Origin of the sequence: Microbulbifer salipaludis (assembly GCF_017303155.1) — a bacterium.
GTDB classification, from domain to species: Bacteria; Pseudomonadota; Gammaproteobacteria; order Pseudomonadales; family Cellvibrionaceae; genus Microbulbifer; species Microbulbifer salipaludis.
Window position 1 is genome coordinate 1,353,258 of the sequence record NZ_JAEKJR010000001.1, and the last position, 20,083, is coordinate 1,373,340.

General features: G+C 58.5%; 14 protein-coding genes. 11 read left to right on the forward strand and 3 right to left on the reverse strand.

Features of this window, described 5'->3' with window-relative positions; translation table 11 throughout:
- Positions 1 to 33 precede the first annotated feature (33 nt).
- Positions 34 to 1,662, forward strand: coding sequence for an NAD+ synthase (locus tag JF535_RS05715; RefSeq protein WP_207000039.1), 1,629 nt, complete (start codon positions 34 to 36; stop codon positions 1,660 to 1,662).
- A gap of 81 nt (positions 1,663 to 1,743) precedes the next feature.
- Here JF535_RS05715 and JF535_RS05720 read toward each other — a convergent pair whose 3' ends face one another.
- Positions 1,744 to 2,688 (reverse strand): outer membrane protein assembly factor BamD, encoded by a 945-nt coding sequence (locus tag JF535_RS05720; RefSeq protein WP_207000041.1) that lies wholly within the window; start codon positions 2,686 to 2,688, stop codon positions 1,744 to 1,746.
- Positions 2,689 to 2,854: 166 nt separating this feature from the next.
- Between JF535_RS05720 and rluD the strand changes: the two genes are divergently transcribed.
- The 6 genes from rluD (at position 2,855) to JF535_RS05750 (ending at position 14,052) form a co-directional block, all read left to right on the forward strand.
- A complete protein-coding gene (gene rluD / locus JF535_RS05725; RefSeq protein WP_207000042.1) occupies positions 2,855 to 3,820 on the forward strand; it encodes a 23S rRNA pseudouridine(1911/1915/1917) synthase RluD in 966 nt (321 codons plus the stop codon).
- Positions 3,821 to 3,850: 30 nt separating this feature from the next.
- Positions 3,851 to 4,612, forward strand: a complete 762-nt coding sequence (gene pgeF / locus JF535_RS05730) for a peptidoglycan editing factor PgeF (RefSeq protein WP_207000044.1) — start codon at positions 3,851 to 3,853, stop codon at positions 4,610 to 4,612.
- A gap of 340 nt (positions 4,613 to 4,952) precedes the next feature.
- Positions 4,953 to 7,559: an ATP-dependent chaperone ClpB gene (clpB, locus tag JF535_RS05735; RefSeq protein ID WP_207000046.1), complete on the forward strand. Its 2,607-nt coding sequence runs from the start codon at positions 4,953 to 4,955 to the stop codon at positions 7,557 to 7,559.
- A gap of 178 nt (positions 7,560 to 7,737) precedes the next feature.
- The gene (locus JF535_RS05740; RefSeq protein WP_207000048.1) at positions 7,738 to 8,934 is read left to right on the forward strand and encodes an efflux RND transporter periplasmic adaptor subunit; all 1,197 of its coding nucleotides are present in this window, start codon (positions 7,738 to 7,740) and stop codon (positions 8,932 to 8,934) included.
- A gap of 26 nt (positions 8,935 to 8,960) precedes the next feature.
- Entirely contained in the window at positions 8,961 to 12,050 is a 3,090-nt protein-coding gene (locus JF535_RS05745) for an efflux RND transporter permease subunit (RefSeq protein WP_207000050.1), read from the forward strand.
- A gap of 100 nt (positions 12,051 to 12,150) precedes the next feature.
- Positions 12,151 to 14,052, forward strand: coding sequence for a DUF3604 domain-containing protein (locus tag JF535_RS05750; RefSeq protein WP_207000052.1), 1,902 nt, complete (start codon positions 12,151 to 12,153; stop codon positions 14,050 to 14,052).
- A 97-nt stretch (positions 14,053 to 14,149) separates the two neighbouring features.
- Here the strand turns inward: JF535_RS05750 and JF535_RS05755 are convergent, their stop codons facing one another.
- Positions 14,150 to 14,620, reverse strand: coding sequence for a DUF4124 domain-containing protein (locus tag JF535_RS05755; RefSeq protein WP_066961826.1), 471 nt, complete (start codon positions 14,618 to 14,620; stop codon positions 14,150 to 14,152).
- A gap of 529 nt (positions 14,621 to 15,149) precedes the next feature.
- On the opposite strand from JF535_RS05755, the gene JF535_RS05760 reads away from it, so the two are divergent.
- The 4 genes from JF535_RS05760 to pssA all read left to right on the forward strand — a co-directional run bounded on the left by JF535_RS05760 (position 15,150) and on the right by pssA (position 19,513).
- Entirely contained in the window at positions 15,150 to 16,886 is a 1,737-nt protein-coding gene (locus tag JF535_RS05760) for an acetolactate synthase 3 large subunit (RefSeq protein ID WP_066961834.1), read from the forward strand.
- Between the two features lie 16 nt (positions 16,887 to 16,902).
- A complete protein-coding gene (ilvN, locus tag JF535_RS05765; protein WP_066961837.1) occupies positions 16,903 to 17,394 on the forward strand; it encodes an acetolactate synthase small subunit in 492 nt (163 codons plus the stop codon).
- Between the two features lie 76 nt (positions 17,395 to 17,470).
- Entirely contained in the window at positions 17,471 to 18,496 is a 1,026-nt protein-coding gene (gene ilvC / locus JF535_RS05770; RefSeq protein WP_207000054.1) for a ketol-acid reductoisomerase, read from the forward strand.
- 117 nt (positions 18,497 to 18,613) lie between these two features.
- Positions 18,614 to 19,513, forward strand: coding sequence for a CDP-diacylglycerol--serine O-phosphatidyltransferase (gene pssA, locus JF535_RS05775; RefSeq protein ID WP_242523600.1), 900 nt, complete (start codon positions 18,614 to 18,616; stop codon positions 19,511 to 19,513).
- A 372-nt stretch (positions 19,514 to 19,885) separates the two neighbouring features.
- Here the strand turns inward: pssA and JF535_RS05780 are convergent.
- A partial coding sequence (locus JF535_RS05780; protein ID WP_207000056.1) for a hypothetical protein occupies positions 19,886 to 20,083 on the reverse strand: 198 nt, incomplete at its 5' end.

Genomic DNA, 20,083 nt, shown 5'->3' on the forward strand with positions numbered 1-20,083 from the left:
ACAATAGCCGCCTCAGATCAACGGGGTAATAGGATGTCTACTTTGCAGCTAGTGCTGGCGCAAATCAATCTAATGGTGGGGGATATTCCCGGCAATACCGACCAGGTGGTCGAAGTCGCCCGCCGCGCGCACCGCGAGCACGACGCAGACCTGGTGTTGTTTCCGGAATTGACCCTGTGCGGTTACCCCCCGGAGGACCTGCTGCTGCGCCCCAGCATGCAGAAGCGTATCGACGCCGCGCTGAAAGCGTTGCAAGAGGCAGACCTGCCGTGCGCGGTACTGGTGGGTTATCCCCGGGTTGTGGCGGGTACCGTGCTGAATATGGCGGGACTGATACAGGGGGGCGCGCTGGTGGCCGAATACGCCAAGCAGAAACTCCCCAATTACCAGGTGTTCGACGAACTGCGTTACTTCATCCCCGGTGATCAGCCCTGCGTGGTGGATATCAAGGGCATACCGACCGCCATCACCATCTGCGAGGATATCTGGCACCCGGAGCCCGTTGCCCAGGCACGGCATGCAGGGGCAAAACTGATGTTGAATATCAATGCATCGCCGTTCCACCAGGGTAAGGCGCAGGAGCGGCTGGCGCTGCTGGGGCGTCAGGCGCAGGCAGGCGATATGCCTATCGTGTACGTCAACTCCGTGGGCGGGCAAGACGAGCTGGTGTTCGACGGCGGCTCCTTTGCGGTGGACAAGGATGGCAGCCTGCGCGGGCGGGCGCCGGAGTTTGTCGAGAGCCTGCTACCGATCACCGTGCAGGCGGAAGAGGGCGAGGTGCGCCTTGCCGCAGGCAATGATGCCGAGCCCCTGCCAGCACTGGCGTCGGTCTACCAGGCGCTGGTACTGGGTGTGCGGGACTATGTGAATAAGAATGGCTTCAAGGGCGTCGTCCTCGGCCTGTCTGGGGGCATCGATTCGGCCCTGACGCTGGCGATAGCGGTGGATGCGCTGGGCCCGGATCGCGTGGAAGCGGTGATGATGCCGTTCCGCTACACCTCGGACCTGTCCAAAAACGATGCAGCGGATCAGGCCCGACGCCTGGGTATCCATTACCGTGTCATTGGTATCGAGGGCATCTTCGATGCGGCCATGGCCGCGCTGGCCAGGGAATTTGAGGGCAGCGAGCGGGATACCACCGAGGAAAACCTGCAGGCACGTGCCCGCGGCATGCTACTGATGGCCATTTCCAACAAGAAAGGCTTTATGGTCCTCACCACCGGTAACAAGAGTGAGATGGCGGTGGGTTATGCCACCCTGTACGGCGACATGGTGGGTGGTTATAACGCATTGAAAGATGTGCCCAAGGTGCTGGTGTACGCGCTGTCCCGTTACCGCAACTCGGTATCCGAGGTGATTCCGGAGACGGTGATCACCCGCGAGCCCAGTGCCGAGCTGGCACCGGACCAGGTGGATTCCGACAGCCTGCCCCCCTACGAGGTGCTGGACGAAATCCTGCGCCTGTACATCGATGAGGACCACAGCGCGGCGTATATTATCGGCCGGGGGTTCGATGAGGCCACGGTGATGCGCGTGGTACGCCTGGTGGATCGCAACGAATACAAGCGCCGTCAGGCCGCGGTGGGGGTACGGATCTCCGAGCGCGGGTTCGGGCGCGACCGGCGTTATCCGATCACCAATGGATGGAAGGCCGGCGAGTAAGCCGCGTACTCACCGGCAACAAAAAAGGCCCCGCTGATTGCTCAGCGGGGCCTTTTTTTATCGGGCTGCAGTGCCCCAACGTCAAAGTTCTGGTGGCAGCGGCGCTTCCTGTGGGCGGTACTCGGCGTTGTACAGCTCGCGACTGTCGAAACCACGGGGGTCCGATTTCTCAAACAGGCCCAGGGTGATGCGGTGAATAAAGCTGCGACCGCTGGCGCCGGCGAAGTACTTGTAGTTGAAACTGCCGTCGTCGCGGAATGCCGGGTGATGCGGGTAGTTGGTGCGCAGCACTGCGAGGGAACTCGACTCCAGCTGTGGCATTTCCAGCAGATGGTAAGACTGCACCATCACCGCCAGCGCATCGGGCACCGCCGGGGTCTGCTGGAAGTTTTCCACCACATAGCGGCCACGGTTGGCGGCGGCCAGGTAGGCGTTGCGCTTGAAGTAGTAGTTGGCCACGTGAATTTCATAGCGCGCCAGCAGGTTGCGCAGGTGGATCATGCGCTTCTGGGCGTCAGGCGCGTAGCGGCTTTCCGGGTAGCGCGCCATCAGCTGGGCAAAGTAGGCAAAGGATTCCCGCGCCGAGCCCGGGTCGCGGCGGGTCATGTCGGTGGGCAAAAAGCGTTCGAACAGCCCGCTGCCTTCGGTGAACGAGGCCAGCCCCTTCATGTAATAGGCGTAATCCACGTTGCGATGCTGCGGATGCAGGCGGATAAAACGATCCGCTGCAGAGATGGCTGCATCGTTCTGGTAGTCGCGGTAGTAGGCGTAGATCAGCTCCAGCTGGGCCTGCTCTGCGTAGTTGCCGAACGGGAAGTTGTCTTCCAGGGCCCGCAGGTTCTTGATCGCCAGCTCCCACTGGCTGGATTTCAGCTGCCGCTGGGCGGCTTCATAGAAGGCCTGTTCGGTGCGGTTGCCGGAAGGCAGTCCCGCTTCTTCTTCGTCCGTACTGGCACAGGAGGCCACCAAAACAGCCAGCATTGCCAGCAACAGCGTTTTCCAGGCCTGATTATCCCAGGACCACATCGCCCCTCGCTCTATCATTATTTGTCTCAACCTTATTAAACTAGCCGCCCTAAATTCACCGGGGGCCGAAGGGCAGCTATTTAACCACAGCGTCCCGCCAGCCCAAAGCGCCAGCGCCCTGTTGGCAACCATAATTATTGCGTTACAGGACACTAGACCCTCTCGGATGAGCAATCAAATACATCTCGATATTCAAGTACCCGCAGAGTATGCCGGGCAACGGTTTGACCAGATCGCAGCGGATTTGATCCCTGATTATTCCCGCGCCCGCCTGCAGAGCTGGATAAAAGGCGGCCAACTCACGGTTGACGGGCGTTCTGGCAAGCCCAAGGACAAGCTATACGGTGGTGAGCAGCTGCAGCTGCGCGCTGAACTGGAGCCCCAGGGGGAGTGGCAGGCTCAGGCGATGGACCTGGATATCGTCTATGAAGACGACAGCCTGCTGGTGGTCAACAAGCCCGCGGGGCTGGTGGTCCACCCGGCAGCGGGTAATCCCGACGGCACCCTGTTGAATGGGCTTCTTGCCCACTGCGCGGGACAGCAGAACATCCCCCGGGCAGGCATTGTGCATCGGCTGGACAAGGACACCAGTGGCCTGATGGTGGTGGCGAAAACCCTGCAGGCGCAGGCGGACCTGGTGGATCAACTCAAGGCCCGGTCTGTGAGCCGTCAGTACGACGCCATCGTGCACGGCACCCTGAGTGGCGGCGGCACCATCAAGGCGCCGATGGGCCGCCACCGCACCCATCGACTGAAAATGGCCGTGTTACCCAACGCGGGCATGGGCGGTGCGAAGGAAGCGATTACTCACTATCGTCTGCAGGAGCGCTTCCGCGGCCATACGCTGGTGCGCTGCCAGCTGGAAACCGGTCGCACCCACCAGATCCGGGTGCACATGGCGCATATCCGCCATCCACTGGTGGGGGACCCGCTGTATGGCGGGCGCAACAAATTGCCCGCCGGTGCAGCGCCCGAGCTGATTGAAGCGCTGCAGCAATTCCCCCGGCAGGCATTGCATGCGGCCGAGCTGGCGCTCATTCACCCGGTGACTGCCGAGACCATGCACTGGTCGGCGGCCATGCCGGAGGATATGCTGCGGCTGCTCGCACTGCTGCGAGCCGACAACCTCTGAATCTAAGCCCAGGATGACACAGGAATGCCCATGGCTGCTGACCACTACCTCAAACCGGACTGGCCCGCGCCGGCCAACGTGCGCGCGTTTACCACCTTGCGCGCGGACGGCCACAGCCAGGGCGCCTACCGTGGGTTCAATCTCGCCGACCATGTCGGGGATGATGCCGCGGCGGTGGCCGCCAACCGCAGCCAGCTACAGCAGGAGCTGAATCTGCCCAATGCCCCGCAGTGGCTGGAACAGATCCACAGTGACAAAGTGGTGCAGGCGCACAGCGACGGCAAGATACGCACCGCAGACGCGAGTTTCACCGCAGAGGCGGGCATCGTCTGTGCCGTGCTCACCGCCGACTGCCTGCCGCTGTTGCTGTGCAATCGCGAGGGCTCTGAAGTGGCCGCAATCCACGCGGGCTGGCGGGGTCTGACCGGCGGTGTGATTCGCGAAACCATTACCGCCATGTCCAGTGCGCCCGAGGACCTGCTGGTATGGCTTGGCCCGGCCATCGGGCCGCAGGCGTTCGAGTGTGGTGTGGACGTGCTGGAAGCGGCGTTCGAATCGTCCATCAGTGCGTCCCATGCGGTGGCCATCGCCAGGTGCTTCGTTCCGCACACGCAAAAGCCACTGCACTTCCTGGCGGATATCTACGCCCTCGGTCGCGCCGAACTGGCTGAGCTGGGGGTGACACAGGTATCGGGTGGCGACCGTTGCACCGTTACCGAAGAGGCGGACTTTTTCTCCTACCGTCGGGATGGGGATACCGGGCGTATGGCGTCTTTGATTTGGTTCGAGTAATCATTTGGGTTCTGGGGGCCCAGCTCAGAAGTTGGTCCAGTAGCGGCCAATCACTGGGGATGGGGTTTCAGGACCGCTGTGAATACATCCCTGTACGCTTCGTCGGCAACATCCCTGTTGCCGACGATCCTGAAGCCCCATCCCCAGCGCTTGGCCTTCACCCTCTAGCCCGTAGCTTCGCCACTTCACCTGCTTCGGGGCAGAAAACCAACAAAGCTTGAAAACCCGCCGCCAGCCCGCAAATTAAAGATCAGCACTAGAATGTATTCGTCATTGTGTTTCCGCGCGTCGTTTCATCCTTTTTGCGACGCGTCAATGATCAGGAGAGGGCAACTGCACCATGCGCATCGACCGGATGACCAACCCCCTACAGGCCGCCATTGCTGACGCACAATCGATTGCTGTCGGACGCGACCACAACCAGATTTATCCCGAACATTTGCTGCAGGCACTGCTCGACCAGTCCAATGGCAGTGTTACCGCCTTTCTGAATCAGGCCGGCTTCAATATCAACGGCCTGCGCAACGATTTGGCCAAGCGCCTCGACAGTCTGCCGACCGTGGGAACGCCCACCGGCGATGTAGGCATGTCCCAGGAGCTGATGCGGTTATTTAATCTGGCGGACAAAAAAGCACAGAAACACGGCGATAGTTTTATCGCCAGCGAAACGGTTTTACTCGCGGCCTTCGACCCTGCCGCCGGCGAGGTCTCGAAAATCCTGAACGCACATGGCGACCTGAAACATCTGCAGGACGCCATTACCAAAATTCGCGGTGATGAAAAGGTCAACGACCCGCAGGCGGAAGAGGCGCGCCAGGCCTTGGATAAATACACCATGGACCTGACCGCCCGCGCGGAAGCGGGCAAACTGGACCCGGTGATTGGCCGCGACGACGAAATTCGCCGCACTATTCAGGTGTTGCAGCGTCGGACCAAAAATAATCCGGTACTGATCGGTGAGCCCGGTGTGGGTAAAACCGCCATCGTGGAAGGCCTCGCCCAGCGCATCGTCAATGGCGAAGTCCCCGAGGGGTTGAAAGACAAGCGCCTGCTGTCCCTCGATCTCGGATCACTGCTGGCCGGTGCCAAGTTCCGCGGTGAATTCGAAGAGCGCCTGAAAGCGGTGTTGAACGAGCTCTCCAAGCAGGAGGGGCGCGTCATCCTGTTCATTGACGAATTGCACACCATGGTCGGCGCCGGCAAGGCGGAAGGAGCCATGGATGCGGGCAATATGCTCAAGCCCGCACTGGCGCGCGGTGAACTGCATTGCGTGGGCGCGACCACCCTGAATGAATACCGCCAATATATCGAGAAAGATGCGGCACTGGAGCGGCGCTTCCAGAAGGTACTGGTCGATGAGCCCAGTGAAGAAGATACCATCGCGATCCTGCGCGGCCTCAAAGAGCGCTATGAGGTGCACCACGGCGTGGACATCACCGACTCCGCCATCATTGCCGCCACCAAGTTGTCGCAGCGTTACATTACCGACCGCCAGTTGCCGGACAAGGCCATCGACCTGATCGACGAGGCCGCCAGCCGCATTCGCATGGAAATCGACTCCAAGCCAGAGGAAATGGACAAACTGGAGCGACGCCTGATTCAGCTCAAGATCGAGCGCGAAGCGGTGAAAAAGGACAAGGACGACGAGGCCGCTAAAAAACGCCTGGAGAAACTCGAGCAAGACATCGACGATATCGAAAAGGAGTACGCCGACCTGGAGGAAATCTGGAAGGCGGAAAAGGCCAAGCTCGCTGGCAGTGCGGATATCAAGAACAAACTGGAACAGGCCAAGCTGGACATGGATGCGGCGCGCCGCGCCGGCGACCTGACGCGGATGTCCGAGATCCAGTACGGCGTGATTCCGCAGCTGGAACAGCAGCTGAAGCTGGCCTCAGACACCAGTGATACCAGTGACAACCAACTGCTGCGCAATCGTGTCACCGACGAGGAAGTCGCCGAGGTGGTTTCCCGCTGGACCGGTATCCCGGTATCAAAAATGCTCGAAGGCGAGCGCGAGAAACTGTTGAAAATGGAAGGGGCTCTGCATGACCGAGTGATCGGTCAGGATGAAGCCGTGGTGGCGGTGTCCAACGCGGTGCGCCGCTCCCGAGCCGGTCTTGCGGATCCCAACCGGCCCAATGGCTCCTTCCTGTTCCTCGGCCCCACCGGTGTCGGTAAGACGGAGTTGTGCAAGGCGCTGGCAGAATTCCTGTTCGATACCGAAGACGCCATGGTGCGCATCGACATGTCCGAGTTTATGGAGAAACACTCGGTTGCGCGGCTGATCGGAGCACCTCCCGGCTATGTGGGGTATGAGGAAGGTGGCTATCTCACCGAGGCGGTGCGCCGTAAGCCCTACTCGGTGCTGCTGCTGGACGAAGTCGAAAAAGCCCACCCGGATGTATTCAACATTCTGCTGCAGGTGCTGGAAGATGGCCGCCTGACCGATGGCCAGGGGCGCACCGTGGACTTCCGCAACACCGTTGTGGTGATGACGTCGAACCTGGGCTCGGATCTGATCCAGAAATACGCCAGCGCCAAGGACGATGACGAAGTGGACAGCGAAATCCATTACCGCCAGATGAAGGCCGCGGTGATGGATGTCGTGGGCACCCACTTCCGCCCCGAGTTTATCAACCGCATCGACGAAGTGGTGGTATTCCATCCGCTGGACCGCGCCGAAGTGCGCTCGATTGCAGAGATACAGTTACAGAACCTGCGCAATCGCCTGGCAGACCGGGATCTCAAGTTCGAGATATCCGAAGAGCTGCTGAACAAGCTGGCCGATGTGGGGTTCGACCCGGTATACGGTGCGCGGCCGCTGAAGCGCGCTATCCAGATGTGGTTGGAAAACCCTCTGGCCCAGGATGTGCTCTCCGGAAAATTCGTACCCGGCGATACCATTCACGCGACTTTGGAAGGGGATAAACCGGTTTTTGAAAAGTAGCTCGAAGGAAGTTGTGAAGGTGGCGGTATCGGGTAGCAACTTGTGAGACCTTCAAAAACAGGATGTTTTTGCAGAGCCCCCAGGGATGGGTTTACGGCGTGTCTCACAAGTTGCTACCCGGTAGCGCCTCCGCCACCTGCAAGGAAACGAAGTACTTACGCCCCAATGGATCTGATGTATGGCACTGGCACGGCAGTTTTTTAACCGGCGTATGCTGTGGATGCTGCTGGGCTGCCTGCTGGTGTTTGGCGGCATCTTCGGTGTCAAATTCTTTGGCAAGACCATGATGAACCAGGCACTGGACAACATGGCTTTGCCGCCCGCGACTGTGACCACCACGGCCGCGCAGCAGCAGCGCTGGCAGAACACCCTGAGCGCCGTTGGCAGCCTGCGCGCGGTCAATGGCGTGGATGTGACGACCCAGGCCCAGGGGGAAGTCAAAGCCATCTATTTTGAATCCGGTCAGGAAGTAAAAAAGGGTACTGTGCTTGCGGAGCTGGCCGCGGCGCCCGAGACGGCGCAGATCGAAGTGCTGGAAGCCGAGCGACGTCTGGCGCAGCGGGATTTCAAGCGCATTTCCGAGTTGTACGAAAAAGGGGTGGCGACCCTGCGCGAACTGGATCAGGCCCAGGCCAGCCTGGATCAGGTGACGGCCAGTCTCGCAGTGCAGCGTGCCACCATTCGTGAGCGCACCATCGTTGCGCCTTTTTCCGGCCAGCTCGGTATTCGCCAGATTGATCTGGGGCAGAACGTCGCCCCCGGCGACGCGGTGGTTTCCCTGCAGCAACTGCAGCCGATATTTGTCGACTTTTCCCTCGCCGAGCAGGACTTCTCCCGGGTACAACAAGGGCAGGAGATCGCCCTGTCTGTCACCGCCGTCCCGGAAAAAGCGTTTTCTGGTCAAATCACCGCAATCAATCCCGCCATCGATCCGCGCAACCGCACCTTCGTTTTGCAGGGGACGCTGGAAAACACTGAGCGCCGGTTGCGCCCGGGGATGTTCGCGGATGTTGCCGTGAAAGTGGAGAACTTCCGCAGCGTGATTGTGGTGCCGCGCACGGCGATCAGCTATGCGCCCTATGGCAATTCAATTTTTGTTATTCGCAAGGCGGACAAAGCCGCTTGGAGAGAAGCCAATGCGGGCGCGATCAATCGTCAGGGAAAGGAAATCCCCCCTCCAGACTGGATTGCCATCAAGCGGTTTGTGAAGACTGGCGAGGTGCGCGGGGACCTGATTGAGATTACCGAGGGGGTAGCGGCCGGTGAGCAGGTGGCAACCAGTGGGCTGCTCAAATTGCGCAACGAAGGTGCGGTGATCATTAACAATGAGAATCCGCCACCGGATGCGTTGGCGCCACAGCCAGATAACCGTTAGATCCCTGAATCTGGCAAGGATGCCATGTGAATTTCACCGATATTTTCATTCGCAAACCGGTACTGGCCTGTGTGGTCAGCCTGTTTATTTTCCTGCTTGGCCTGCGCTCCGCGGCCGAACTGAATGTGCGTCAGTATCCTGAACTCGAGAACGCGGTCATCACGGTCACTACGGTGTACGTCGGGGCAGATTCGGACCTGGTGCAGGGATTCATCACCACCCCGCTGGAGCAGGAAATCGCCAGTGCCGATGGCCTCGATTACATTGTTTCCACCAGCGTACAGGGCGCGTCGGTGATCCAGGCATACGTGCGTCTCGACTACGATCCCAACGAAGTACTCACTCAGGTTGTGGCCAAGGTCAATAAACTGCGTAATGAGCTGCCGCTGGAGTCGGAAGATCCTACGGTGGATCTCGCGGTGGGTGAGACGATCGCCGCGATGTACCTGTCTTTTTCCTCGGAGATCCTGGATAACAACGAAATCACCGACTACATCACCCGCGTGGTGCAGCCCAAGCTTTCTACGGTTGCCGGCGTGCAGCGTGCGACCTTACTGGGAAACCGCACCTTTGCCATGCGTGTCTGGCTGCGGCCGGACGCCATGGCGGCACAGGGGGTCACACCCGGCGATGTGAGCAGCGCGCTGCGTCAGAATAATGTGCTCGCCGCCGTTGGCAAGACCAAGGGCACAATGGTGGCCATCGACATCCGGGCGGATACCGATATCGCGTCAGAATCCGAATTCCGCAAGCTGGTGGTACGTGCCGATGGGGATCAGCTGGTGCGTCTTGAAGACGTTGCCGAGGTGGAGCTGGGCTCGGAGTCGTACGACACCTCGGTAACCTTTAACGGGCGTTCGGCGACGTTTGTCGCAGTCGAAGTTGCGCCCGATGCCAATGCACTGGATGTGATTGCCGCGGTGCGGGAAAAACTGCACGGCGAGATTTTTCCACAGTTGCCCGAGGGGATGATCGGCGATATTCCCTATGACAGTACCGAATATATCCAGGACTCCATCAATGAGGTGATCAAGACCATTGCCGAGGCGGTGTTGATTGTCATCGTGGTCATTTACCTGTTTCTGGGCTCCCTGCGCAGCGTGATCATTCCGGCGCTGGCGGTGCCCTTGTCGCTGGTGGGTGCCCTGTTCCTGATGCTGTTGATGGGGTTTTCCATCAACCTGCTTACCCTGCTGGCCATGGTGCTGGCCATCGGCATCGTGGTGGATGACGCGATCATTGTGCTGGAAAACGTGCACCGGCATATCGAGGAGGGGATGACGCCGCAGGAGGCTGCGTTACAGGGGGCGCGCGAACTGTCGTGGCCGATTGTGGCAATGACCTCCACCCTGATCGCGGTTTACCTGCCTATCGGCTTTCTCGGCGGGCTGACCGGCACTCTGTTTGTGGAGTTTGCCTTTTCCCTGGCCGGCGCCGTGCTGCTGTCTGGCGTGGTGGCGCTTACTCTGTCGCCGATGATGGCGGCGCGGGTGCTGCGCCCCCGGGATGGCAAACGCCGCAATCGCCTGGAGATCTGGCTGGAAGGGCGGCTGGACAGGCTGGAGTCCGGTTATCGACGGCGCCTGCACGGCGCGCTGGATGATCGCCTGGTGATCCTGATTTTCGGCATGATTGTGTTTGCCAGCTGTTACTTCCTGTTCATAACGTCCCCCAGCGAGCTGGAACCGAAAGAAGACCGCGGATTTGTGTTGGGCATTGCCCGGGCGGACTCCTTTGCCACCATCGACTACCTCGAGCAGTACACCAGCGAAATCAACGGTGTGCGCGACCGTCATCCTGAAGTGGAAAATCTGTTCCTGCTAAACGGAGTGGGTGGCTCCGGGGACAGTAGCAACAGCGCCATAGCCGGCTTTGTGCTGTCATCCTGGAACAAGCGGGATAAAGACACACAGGAAATGCAGGCGCTGATTAACAGTGAGGTCTCACAAATTGCCGGTCTCAAGACCGCGACCTTTGTGCCCCCCAGTCTGCCCACTGCCGGTGGTAATTTACCGGTGGAGTTCGTCATCGGAACGACCGAGCCCATTGCCAGCCTGGCCGGATTTGCCGAGGAAATCATGGGTAAGGCACTGGCAAGCCGGAAGTTCATCTTTCTCGACTCGGACCTGAAGCTGGACAAGCCTCGCCTGTCGGTGGTGATCGACCGCGATAAGGCGGCGTCGATCGGTGTGACCATGGCCGATGTCGCGCGGGAACTGGGGGCGATGATGTCCGGCGCCTACACCAACCGCTTCTCGCTGGAGAACCGCAGTTACAAGGTGATCCCCCAGGTGGTGCGGGCAGACCGCCTCAGCGGGGATCAACTCAAGCAGTACTACATCCGCGCCGGGGACGGCACCCTGGTGCCGCTGTCGACTCTGGTGCGCTTGCGGGAGACCGTCGAACCCCAGCAGCTGAAACGCTTCCAGCAGCTCAATGCGGTGACCATTTCCGGTGTGCCGCGACCGGGCATTCCACTGGGGGAGGCGCTGGCGGTGCTGGAGTCCGCCGCCGCGGAAGTACTGCCGAGAGAATATTCCACGGATTACTCCGGTCAGTCTCGCCAGTACAAGAATGAAGGCTCGGATCTGCTGCTTACGTTTGCGTTTGCGCTCATCGTGATTTACCTGGTGCTCGCCGCCCAGTTCGAATCCTGGCGGGATCCGCTCATCATGCTGGTGACGGTGCCCATGAGTGTGTGCGGGGCCATGATCTTCGTCAGTCTGGGGCTGACCACACTGAACATCTATACCCAGGTGGGGTTGGTGACCCTGATCGGGGTGATCTCCAAGCACGGAATTCTGATTGTGGAATTTGCCAATCAGCTGCAACTGCGCGGCAGGAGTAAACGCGAAGCCATTGAAGAGGCGTCGAGTATTCGCCTGCGCCCGATCCTGATGACGACCGCGTCACTGGTATTGGCCATGGTGCCACTGTTGATCGCCGCCGGGCCGGGTGGCGGAGCGCGGTTTGCCATGGGGCTGGTGGTGGCCGCAGGGATGACAATCGGCACCCTGTTTACATTGTTTGTGGTACCGGCAATGTATCTTTATCTGGGGCGCGACTTTGGCACGGCAGGCACACACAGTGAAGGCGGCCTGGCTTCGGACACATGAAGAGTTGCCTGGGATATGTGCGGTGCAAGTGCATTGTCTCTACCGGACTTGATGCCTGGTCTACACTTCACGTTGCAAAAATATCAGTGAGGATAGATTGATGGCATTCAGGCTCGGCTGGTCGCAATTGGCAAACGGATTGTTTCGATTTGGCGCTTGGAGCGTTGCATGTGCGATGGTCGGGCTCGCCACATCGGCCGTGGCGCAAGAATCTGAGAAGTCGCTTTCTGATATTGAAAAACCTTTTCCAAGCCAGGTATTTTTTGGCGATACACACTTGCACACAGATATTTCTGTGGATGCTGGCACAATGAACCGGCTGGGGCAGGAAGCGGCCTTTCGCTTCGCTCGTGGCGAAGAGGTGAAGACCACGCACGGGCTGAAGGCGAAACTGCGGAGACCACTGGACTTTCTCGTGATTGCCGATCATGCGGAAATGTACGGATTGATGCCGAGATTGCTCGCTGGTGATAAAGAAATCCTAGCGACCGAAAAGGGGCAGCGGTGGTACGAAATGTTGCGCGGTGGAGATCGCGAGAGTACGTTCAAAGCGGCAATGGAAATTGTGGCGTCACTCCAGGAAAAGGAGCCGCCATTCAGTAGCGAAAAAATTGTCCGGGATTCGTGGCATGCTTATACCGCACTTGCGGATCAGTATAATCAGCCAGGTAAATTCACTGCCATTATTGGCTATGAATGGACGGCGATTGGGGGATACAACTTGCATCGGAATGTTTTGTTTCGCGGTGGGGCAAGTTCCGCAAACAACACGGTGCCCTTCTCACAATTCGATAGTCAAAACCCCGAGGACCTCTGGCGTGCCTTGGCTGCATTTGAGCGCAAGCACGGTGAGCGTGTGATCGCCATTCCTCACAATGGAAATCTCAGTAACGGACGTATGTTTACGGTAGAAAACTTCGATGGCTCTCCGCTGTCTCGGCAGATGGCGGAGTTGCGTGCGCGGTTTGAGCCGATTGTAGAAGTTACCCAAATTAAAGGCGATGGCGAGGCCCATCCAATGCTTTCACCGGGTGATGAGTTTGCTGGTTACGAAATTTGGGATGCGGCAAACCTGGATGGAACTGAAAGGAAAAAGCCGGAGATGTTGCGTTGGGAGTATGCTCGGGAGGCATTGAAAACTGGCTTGATGCTGGATAAGACGCTGGGAGTGAACCCTTATAAGTTTGGCATGATCGGCAGTACGGACGCACATACCAGCCTAGCGGCAGTTGAGGAAGATAATTTTTTTGGCAAACACTCCGGAGTAGAGCCAGAGCCTGGTCGTTGGGAGCACATGGTTATTGAGGCGCCAGACCCGGAGCTCACCATTTATGGCTGGCAAATGGCATCCTCGGGCTACGCAGCCGTATGGGCGGAAGAAAATACGCGCGAGGCGCTGTTTGACGCTATGGTGCGCAAAGAGACCTATGCGACGACGGGTTCGCGCATGGTCGTGCGGTTTTTTGGTGGCTGGGATTTTACCTCCGCCGATGCGGATAAAGGGTCTATTGCCGAGAGGGGGTATACAAAAGGTGTGCCGATGGGGGCCGATTTACCCAAGGCGAGTGCGCAGGGCGCCCCAAGTTTTCTGGTGGCCGCGATGAAAGATCCGATTGGCGGGAACTTGGATCGGATCCAGATCGTCAAGGGGTGGCAGGATAAGAACGGCGTATTGAAAGAAAAAGTTTACGATGTGGTGTGGAGCGGTAAACGGAAACCCTCCCGGGACGGGCGTATTCCGGCGGTGGGTAATACGGTCGATGTGGCCAATGCGACCTGGCAGAACACTATTGGAGAAAAGGAGCTCCGGGCCGTGTGGCGTGACCCTGAATTTGATCCAGCCGAAATGGCGTTTTATTACGCACGAGTGATTGAAATTCCGACGCCACGCTGGACCGCATATGAGGCTAAACGGTTTGGAGTGAAGATGGGGAAGGACGTGCCGATGGTGACCACGGAGCGCGCCTACACGTCGCCGATCTGGTATTCACCAATACGTTGAGCCATGCTCTCACGCCTACATGGCCTTGTTGGTGCCGCGAGGAAACAGGTGCGCCAACCGGTTCGACGTTAGCTAGCACCCGACCGGGGCAGCGTTGTTAGCAGCTAGCCAGTAAATCTTTGGTCTGTTTAATACGCTGCTGTCGCTCTTCTTCCGGCAATACCCGGTAATTGCCACTGGCATCCACTTCGCGAACCCGCGCATGGCGCTCCAGTTCCTGAAGCCGCTGTTGGGCACTGCGGCAGCGCTGCTCGCGGGCGGCCATCTCGGCCTCACCAGAATCGGTGTTTTCTGCAGGCTGCACTGTCTGCTCCGCTGTCTGGTTGTTATCCGCTTTGGCGGCGGTGGTCATTTTGCGCTGGGCCAACAGCGCCTGCTGCTCTTCCTGCCACTTTTTGTAGCGCTCGGACTTCGGCGCTTTTACCACTTCCACCTCCTCTTGCTGGGGCGGCTGAGAGCCAAAGTGCACCACGCCGTTCTCATCGACCCATTTGTAGATACCGTCCGCCTGGGCCGCCGTGGCCAGCAAGCTCAGGGTGAAACACAGCGTAGTAACAGTGGTGCGCATGGGGTATGTCGCCTTGATCAGTGAATGTTCTTGTTATGCCGGTAGGCAGGGGGCTGGCGCGAAATCGCCCCCGTGCGTCCATTGTAACGGTCAGGGGCAGGGATCTCGCAACCCAGTTAACAGTTTGTGTAGCAGTTTACTGCCGGAGGTCCGGTTAGTGGTGTTCATTGGTTGACACACGGGTCACAAACTGGACAATTTGTCGCTCACTCGGCGAAGTAGATGTCCCCGCAACACCCTGCGGTCCGCACTCTCCCCGGTGGGTTAAGCACCCGCCACCTCCTGCCGAGGAGGTCCTCCCCATCTGGAGGCCTTGGTGCCCGCGATCCGGTTCCGCTACCGGCCGGGGACCGCGCAGATTTTGCGTTGCCGTTAAGCCATCCTAAAAAACGGACTAAATCTGCGTTTAAGGCTGATATTTATCACGCTTTTCCTTTAGAATCGCCGTCTGGCTTTCGCACAGTCCGGCTATTCTGTGGTTATTGGATGATGCGGATCCTAAGAATTGGGAAATTTTGAGGGGGCTCAAGTGGAATTACTCTCCGGCGGCGATATGTTGGTTCGCGCGCTGCAGGATGAAGGGGTTGACCTGATATTCGGTTACCCCGGCGGTTCGGCACTTCATATATACGATGCCATCTTTCGCCAGAAGGGCATCAAGCACCTGCTGGTGCGGCATGAACAGGGGGCAACCCACGCTGCGGACGGTTACGCCCGCGCGACGGGCAAGACCGGCGTGGTGCTGGTGACCTCTGGCCCGGGTGCAACCAATGCCATCACCGGCATTGCCACTGCCTATATGGACTCCATCCCGATGGTGGTGATTTCCGGTCAGGTACCTTCCGACAAGATCGGCGAGGATGCCTTCCAGGAAACCGATATGGTGGGCTGTTCCCGTCCGATCGTGAAGCACAGCTTTCTGGTCAAAAAAGCGGAAGATATCCCCGAGATCGTCAAGAAGGCGTTCTATATCGCGTCCACCGGTCGTCCTGGCCCGGTAGTGATCGATGTCCCCAAAGACATCACCAACCCGGTGGATCGCTATCCCTATCAATATCCGGAAAAAATGCGCATGCGCTCGTATACCCCGGCGGGTAAGGGGCATACGGGTCAGATTCGCAAAGCGGTGGCGTTGCTGCTCTCCGCCAAGCGTCCGGTCATCTACGCCGGCGGTGGGGTGATTCAGGGTGACGGCTCAGCGCTGCTCTGCGAGCTGGCCCAGCGTCTGAACTATCCGGTAACCAATACCCTGATGGGGCTTGGGGCTTACCCGGGGACGGACAAGCGCTTCCTTGGGATGCTGGGTATGCACGGCACCTTCGAAGCCAATACGGCGATGCATCACGCCGATGTCATTCTCGCCGTTGGAGCGCGTTTCGATGACCGGGTAACCAATACCCCGAGCAAGTTCTGCCCGGGCGCCAAGGTGATCCACATCGATGTGGACCCGGCTTCTATTTCCAAAACCATCACTGCCGATGTGCCTATTGTGGGTACCGTGCAGTCGGTGCTGAAGGAAATGCTGGAGATGCTGAAGGCTTCCAGGGAGATGCCGGATCAGTCTGCGATTGTGGATTGGTGGCGGCAGATTGATGACTGGCGTGAACGTCATGGCCTGTACACCGCACCGCGCTATCGCACCGACGGCGACATGATTATGCCGCAAGAAGTGATCAGTGCCGTGCACCAGATCACCAAAGGCGACGCCTACGTCACCTCGGATGTGGGCCAGCACCAGATGTTTGCCGCCCAGTACTATCTGTTCGACAAGCCGCGCCGCTGGATCAACTCCGGTGGCCTCGGCACCATGGGTTTTGGCTTGCCCGCCGCCCTGGGGGTGAAGGCTGCGTATCCCGATGCCGAGGTGGTCTGTGTGACCGGCGAGGGCAGTATCCAGATGTGTATCCAGGAGCTGTCCACGGCAACACAATACAATCTGCCCGTGAAAATCCTGTGCCTGAACAATCAGGCCCTGGGCATGGTAAAGCAGTGGCAGGAAATGCAGTACGAAGGGCGCCTGTCTAACAGCGTCTACGAAGATTCCCTGCCCGACTTTATCAAGCTGGCGGAGGCCTACGGGCACCTCGGTATGAAGATCGAGCATCGCGACGAGTTGCACGGCAAGCTGGAGGAGGCGTTCGCGATCAAGGACCGCACGGTGTTTATCGATGTTTACGTCGATCCAACCGAGCACGTTTATCCCATGCAGGTGATGCCGAGTGGCTCCATGCGGGATATGTGGCTCAGCAAGACGGAACGGACGTAAAGGGAGGTAAACACGAATGCGCAGAATCATTTCAGTTCTGATGGAAAACGAGCCGGGCGCGCTTTCGCGTGTGGTTGGCCTGTTTTCGCAGCGGGGCTATAACATCGAAAGTCTCACCGTGGCACCGACCGAGGACTCGACGTTATCGCGCCTGACACTGACCACGATTGGCGACGATCACAAGATCGAGCAGATCACCAAGAATCTGAACAAATTGATCGATGTGGTGAAACTGGTAGACCTCACCGAGGGGTCGCACATTGAGCGCGAACTGCTGCTGGTGAAGGTGCGCGCTACCGGTGCCCAGCGCGACGAGGTCAAGCGCAGCGTCGACATATTCCGCGGCCAGATCGTGGATGTCACCAGCAACATGTACACGGTGCAGGTATCCGGCACCAGCGAAAAACTGGACGCTTTCTTACAGGCGCTGGGGGAACACACCATTATGGAAGTGGTTCGCTCCGGTGTTTCGGGGATCGCCCGCGGCGAGAAAGTCCTCAGCGTTTGAAGGTTGTCTGAACAAATTGCAGCTGAATATTCAGCGTGAATTGACTGTTAAAAGCACACAAAACAGGAAGTAAGTTATGCACGTTTATTACGATAAAGATTGTGATCTCTCTTTGATCAAGTCCAAGACTGTTGCCATCATTGGTTACGGCTCCCAGGGGCATGCACATGCCAACAACCTGAAAGACTCCGGCGTGAGCAATGTTGTGGTTGGTCTGCGCAAGGGCTCGGCATCTTGGGCCAAGGCTGAAAAAGCGGGCCTGCGTGTGGCGGAAGTGACTGATGCGGTCAAGGATGCGGACGTTGTCATGATCCTGACCCCGGACGAGCATCAGGCGGCGGTTTACCGCGATCAGGTTGCCCCGAACCTGCAATCCGGTGCTGCCCTGGCCTTTGCACATGGCTTTAACGTGCATTTTGAGCTGATCGAGCCGCCGAAAGACGTGGACGTGATCATGATCGCGCCCAAGGGGCCGGGCCACACCGTGCGCTCTACCTACCTCGAAGGAGGCGGTGTGCCGACCCTGATCGCGGTTTACCAGAATGCTTCCGGTAGCGCCAAAGAACTGGCCCTGTCTTACGCTTCCGCGAATGGCGGTGGTCGTTCCGGCATTATCGAAACCAACTTCCGTGAAGAGACGGAGACCGACCTGTTCGGCGAGCAGGCAGTACTCTGTGGTGGTGTTTCTGCCCTGGTCCAGGCGGGTTTCGAAACCCTGACCGAAGCGGGCTACGCGCCGGAAATGGCATACTTCGAGTGTCTGCACGAGCTGAAACTGATCGTTGACCTGATGTATCAGGGTGGCATTGCGGATATGCGTTACTCTATCTCCAATACCGCGGAGTATGGCGATTACGTGACAGGCCCGCGTATTGTCACCGAAGAGACCAAGGCAGAAATGAAGCGTGTGCTGAAAGATATTCAGACCGGCAAGTTCGCCAAAGACTTCATGCTGGAGTCGCTCGCCGGACAGCCTCGCCTGAAAGCGGAGCGCCGTATCGGCAGTGAGCACCAGATTGAAGAGGTGGGCGCCAAGCTGCGTTCGATGATGCCCTGGATCAAGGCGAACAAGATCATCGACAAGACCGAAGGCAACAGCTAAACGCAGGCCTTTGGGAAGAAAGCGGCGGGACTTTATGGTCCCGCCGCTTTTTTTTTGGCGCTTCGCCACTGTACACTCCTTGCTATGTAACCAATTCCAGCTTTGAAGGAAGCTTGTATGAGTGAGAAGAAGGACGCCCGTGTGGAAGGTTCGCGACCCGATGAAGAAATTCGCCTGCCCGTGGATGAGCACGTTGAAGAAGAGGTCTCCGCGAACGGTAAGAAGGTCAGAGCGAAAGGTGTTTACTTGCTGCCAAACCTGATCACCACCGGCGCATTGTTCAGTGGTTTCTACGCGATCATTGCCGGTATGAATGGTAATTTTGAAGCGGCTGCCATAGCCATTTTCGCGGCGATGATCCTCGATGGCCTGGATGGCCGTGTTGCCCGCCTGACCGATACCCAGAGTGCGTTCGGCGTACAGTACGATTCCCTCTCGGATATGGTGTCGTTTGGTTTGGCTCCTGCGCTCGTCGTGTTTAGCTGGGGGCTCGGGCCTCTGGGCAAGCTCGGCTGGGCGGCCGCGTTTCTCTATGCCGCGTGCGCCGCGCTAAGGCTCGCCCGCTTCAATACCCAGGTCGATACCGTGGACAAGGGGGTCTTTATCGGGCTTGCCAGCCCCACTGCGGCCGCGATTGTGGCCAGCATGGTCTGGGCTGGCCACGACGCTGAGATTGGCGCGGGGCTGGGCACGGTAGCAGCGCTGGTCACTGTGGCGGCGGGGCTGCTCATGGTGTCGAATTTCCACTATACGAGCTTCAAGAAGCTCGACTTCAAGGGGCGAGTCCCTTTCGTGATGATGTTGGCCATCATCCTTGTGTTTAGCCTGGTGACTATCGATCCACCGAGGGTCTTGCTGGTTATTGCCATCCTTTACACTTTCTCGGGGCCTGCCATCTGGGCATGGGGCGCGATGCGTGGACGCCAAAAGGGCGGCGACAGCAGTGCTGACGAGATGCGTGAGCCTGCCCAGGGCGCTGACTCCAAGTCTGACGCCAAGCCGACTGATCCAGAGTAACTCGTTTCCCGCCGGCCGATCGTTGGGTGATTGGCCGGTTATTCCTCTCCGGCCGTTTGGCAGTTCTCCCCATTGACACTATTCTGAAAGAATTCCCCGTGCGAAAGTGGCGGGCTGCACACGGTGGCCCTCCCAACCTCTATCGCTTCAAAACCTGCCCGGGGAGATGATTCCAAGTTTTTTGAGAAAGTGCTTGCGAAGCTCGGGATGGGCTCGTATAGTTCGCGCCCTCGCTGCTTGGGCGGCAACGCAAAACGCGGCGAGGTGGCAAGTTAACCTTTTGATTTTCAACGAGTTTTCTCGAAAAAAGAATTTCAAAAAAAGAGCTTGCCAAACGAGATTGGCGCCATATAATGCGCGTCCTTCTCGGGGTTACCCAGAGGGTGATCGAAGCTTCGGAAGATGTTGATTTTCAACGGATTCGAGCTTCAAAAAAGTCTGCAAAAAAGCACTTGCTTCAGCAGATTGGATGTGTAAAATGCGCATCCCACAGTGAGGGCCGGGCGCCACGCTGAGTTGTTTAAAAATTCGATCAAGCAATATGTGTGGGTGCTTGCGGAGCGACGGATC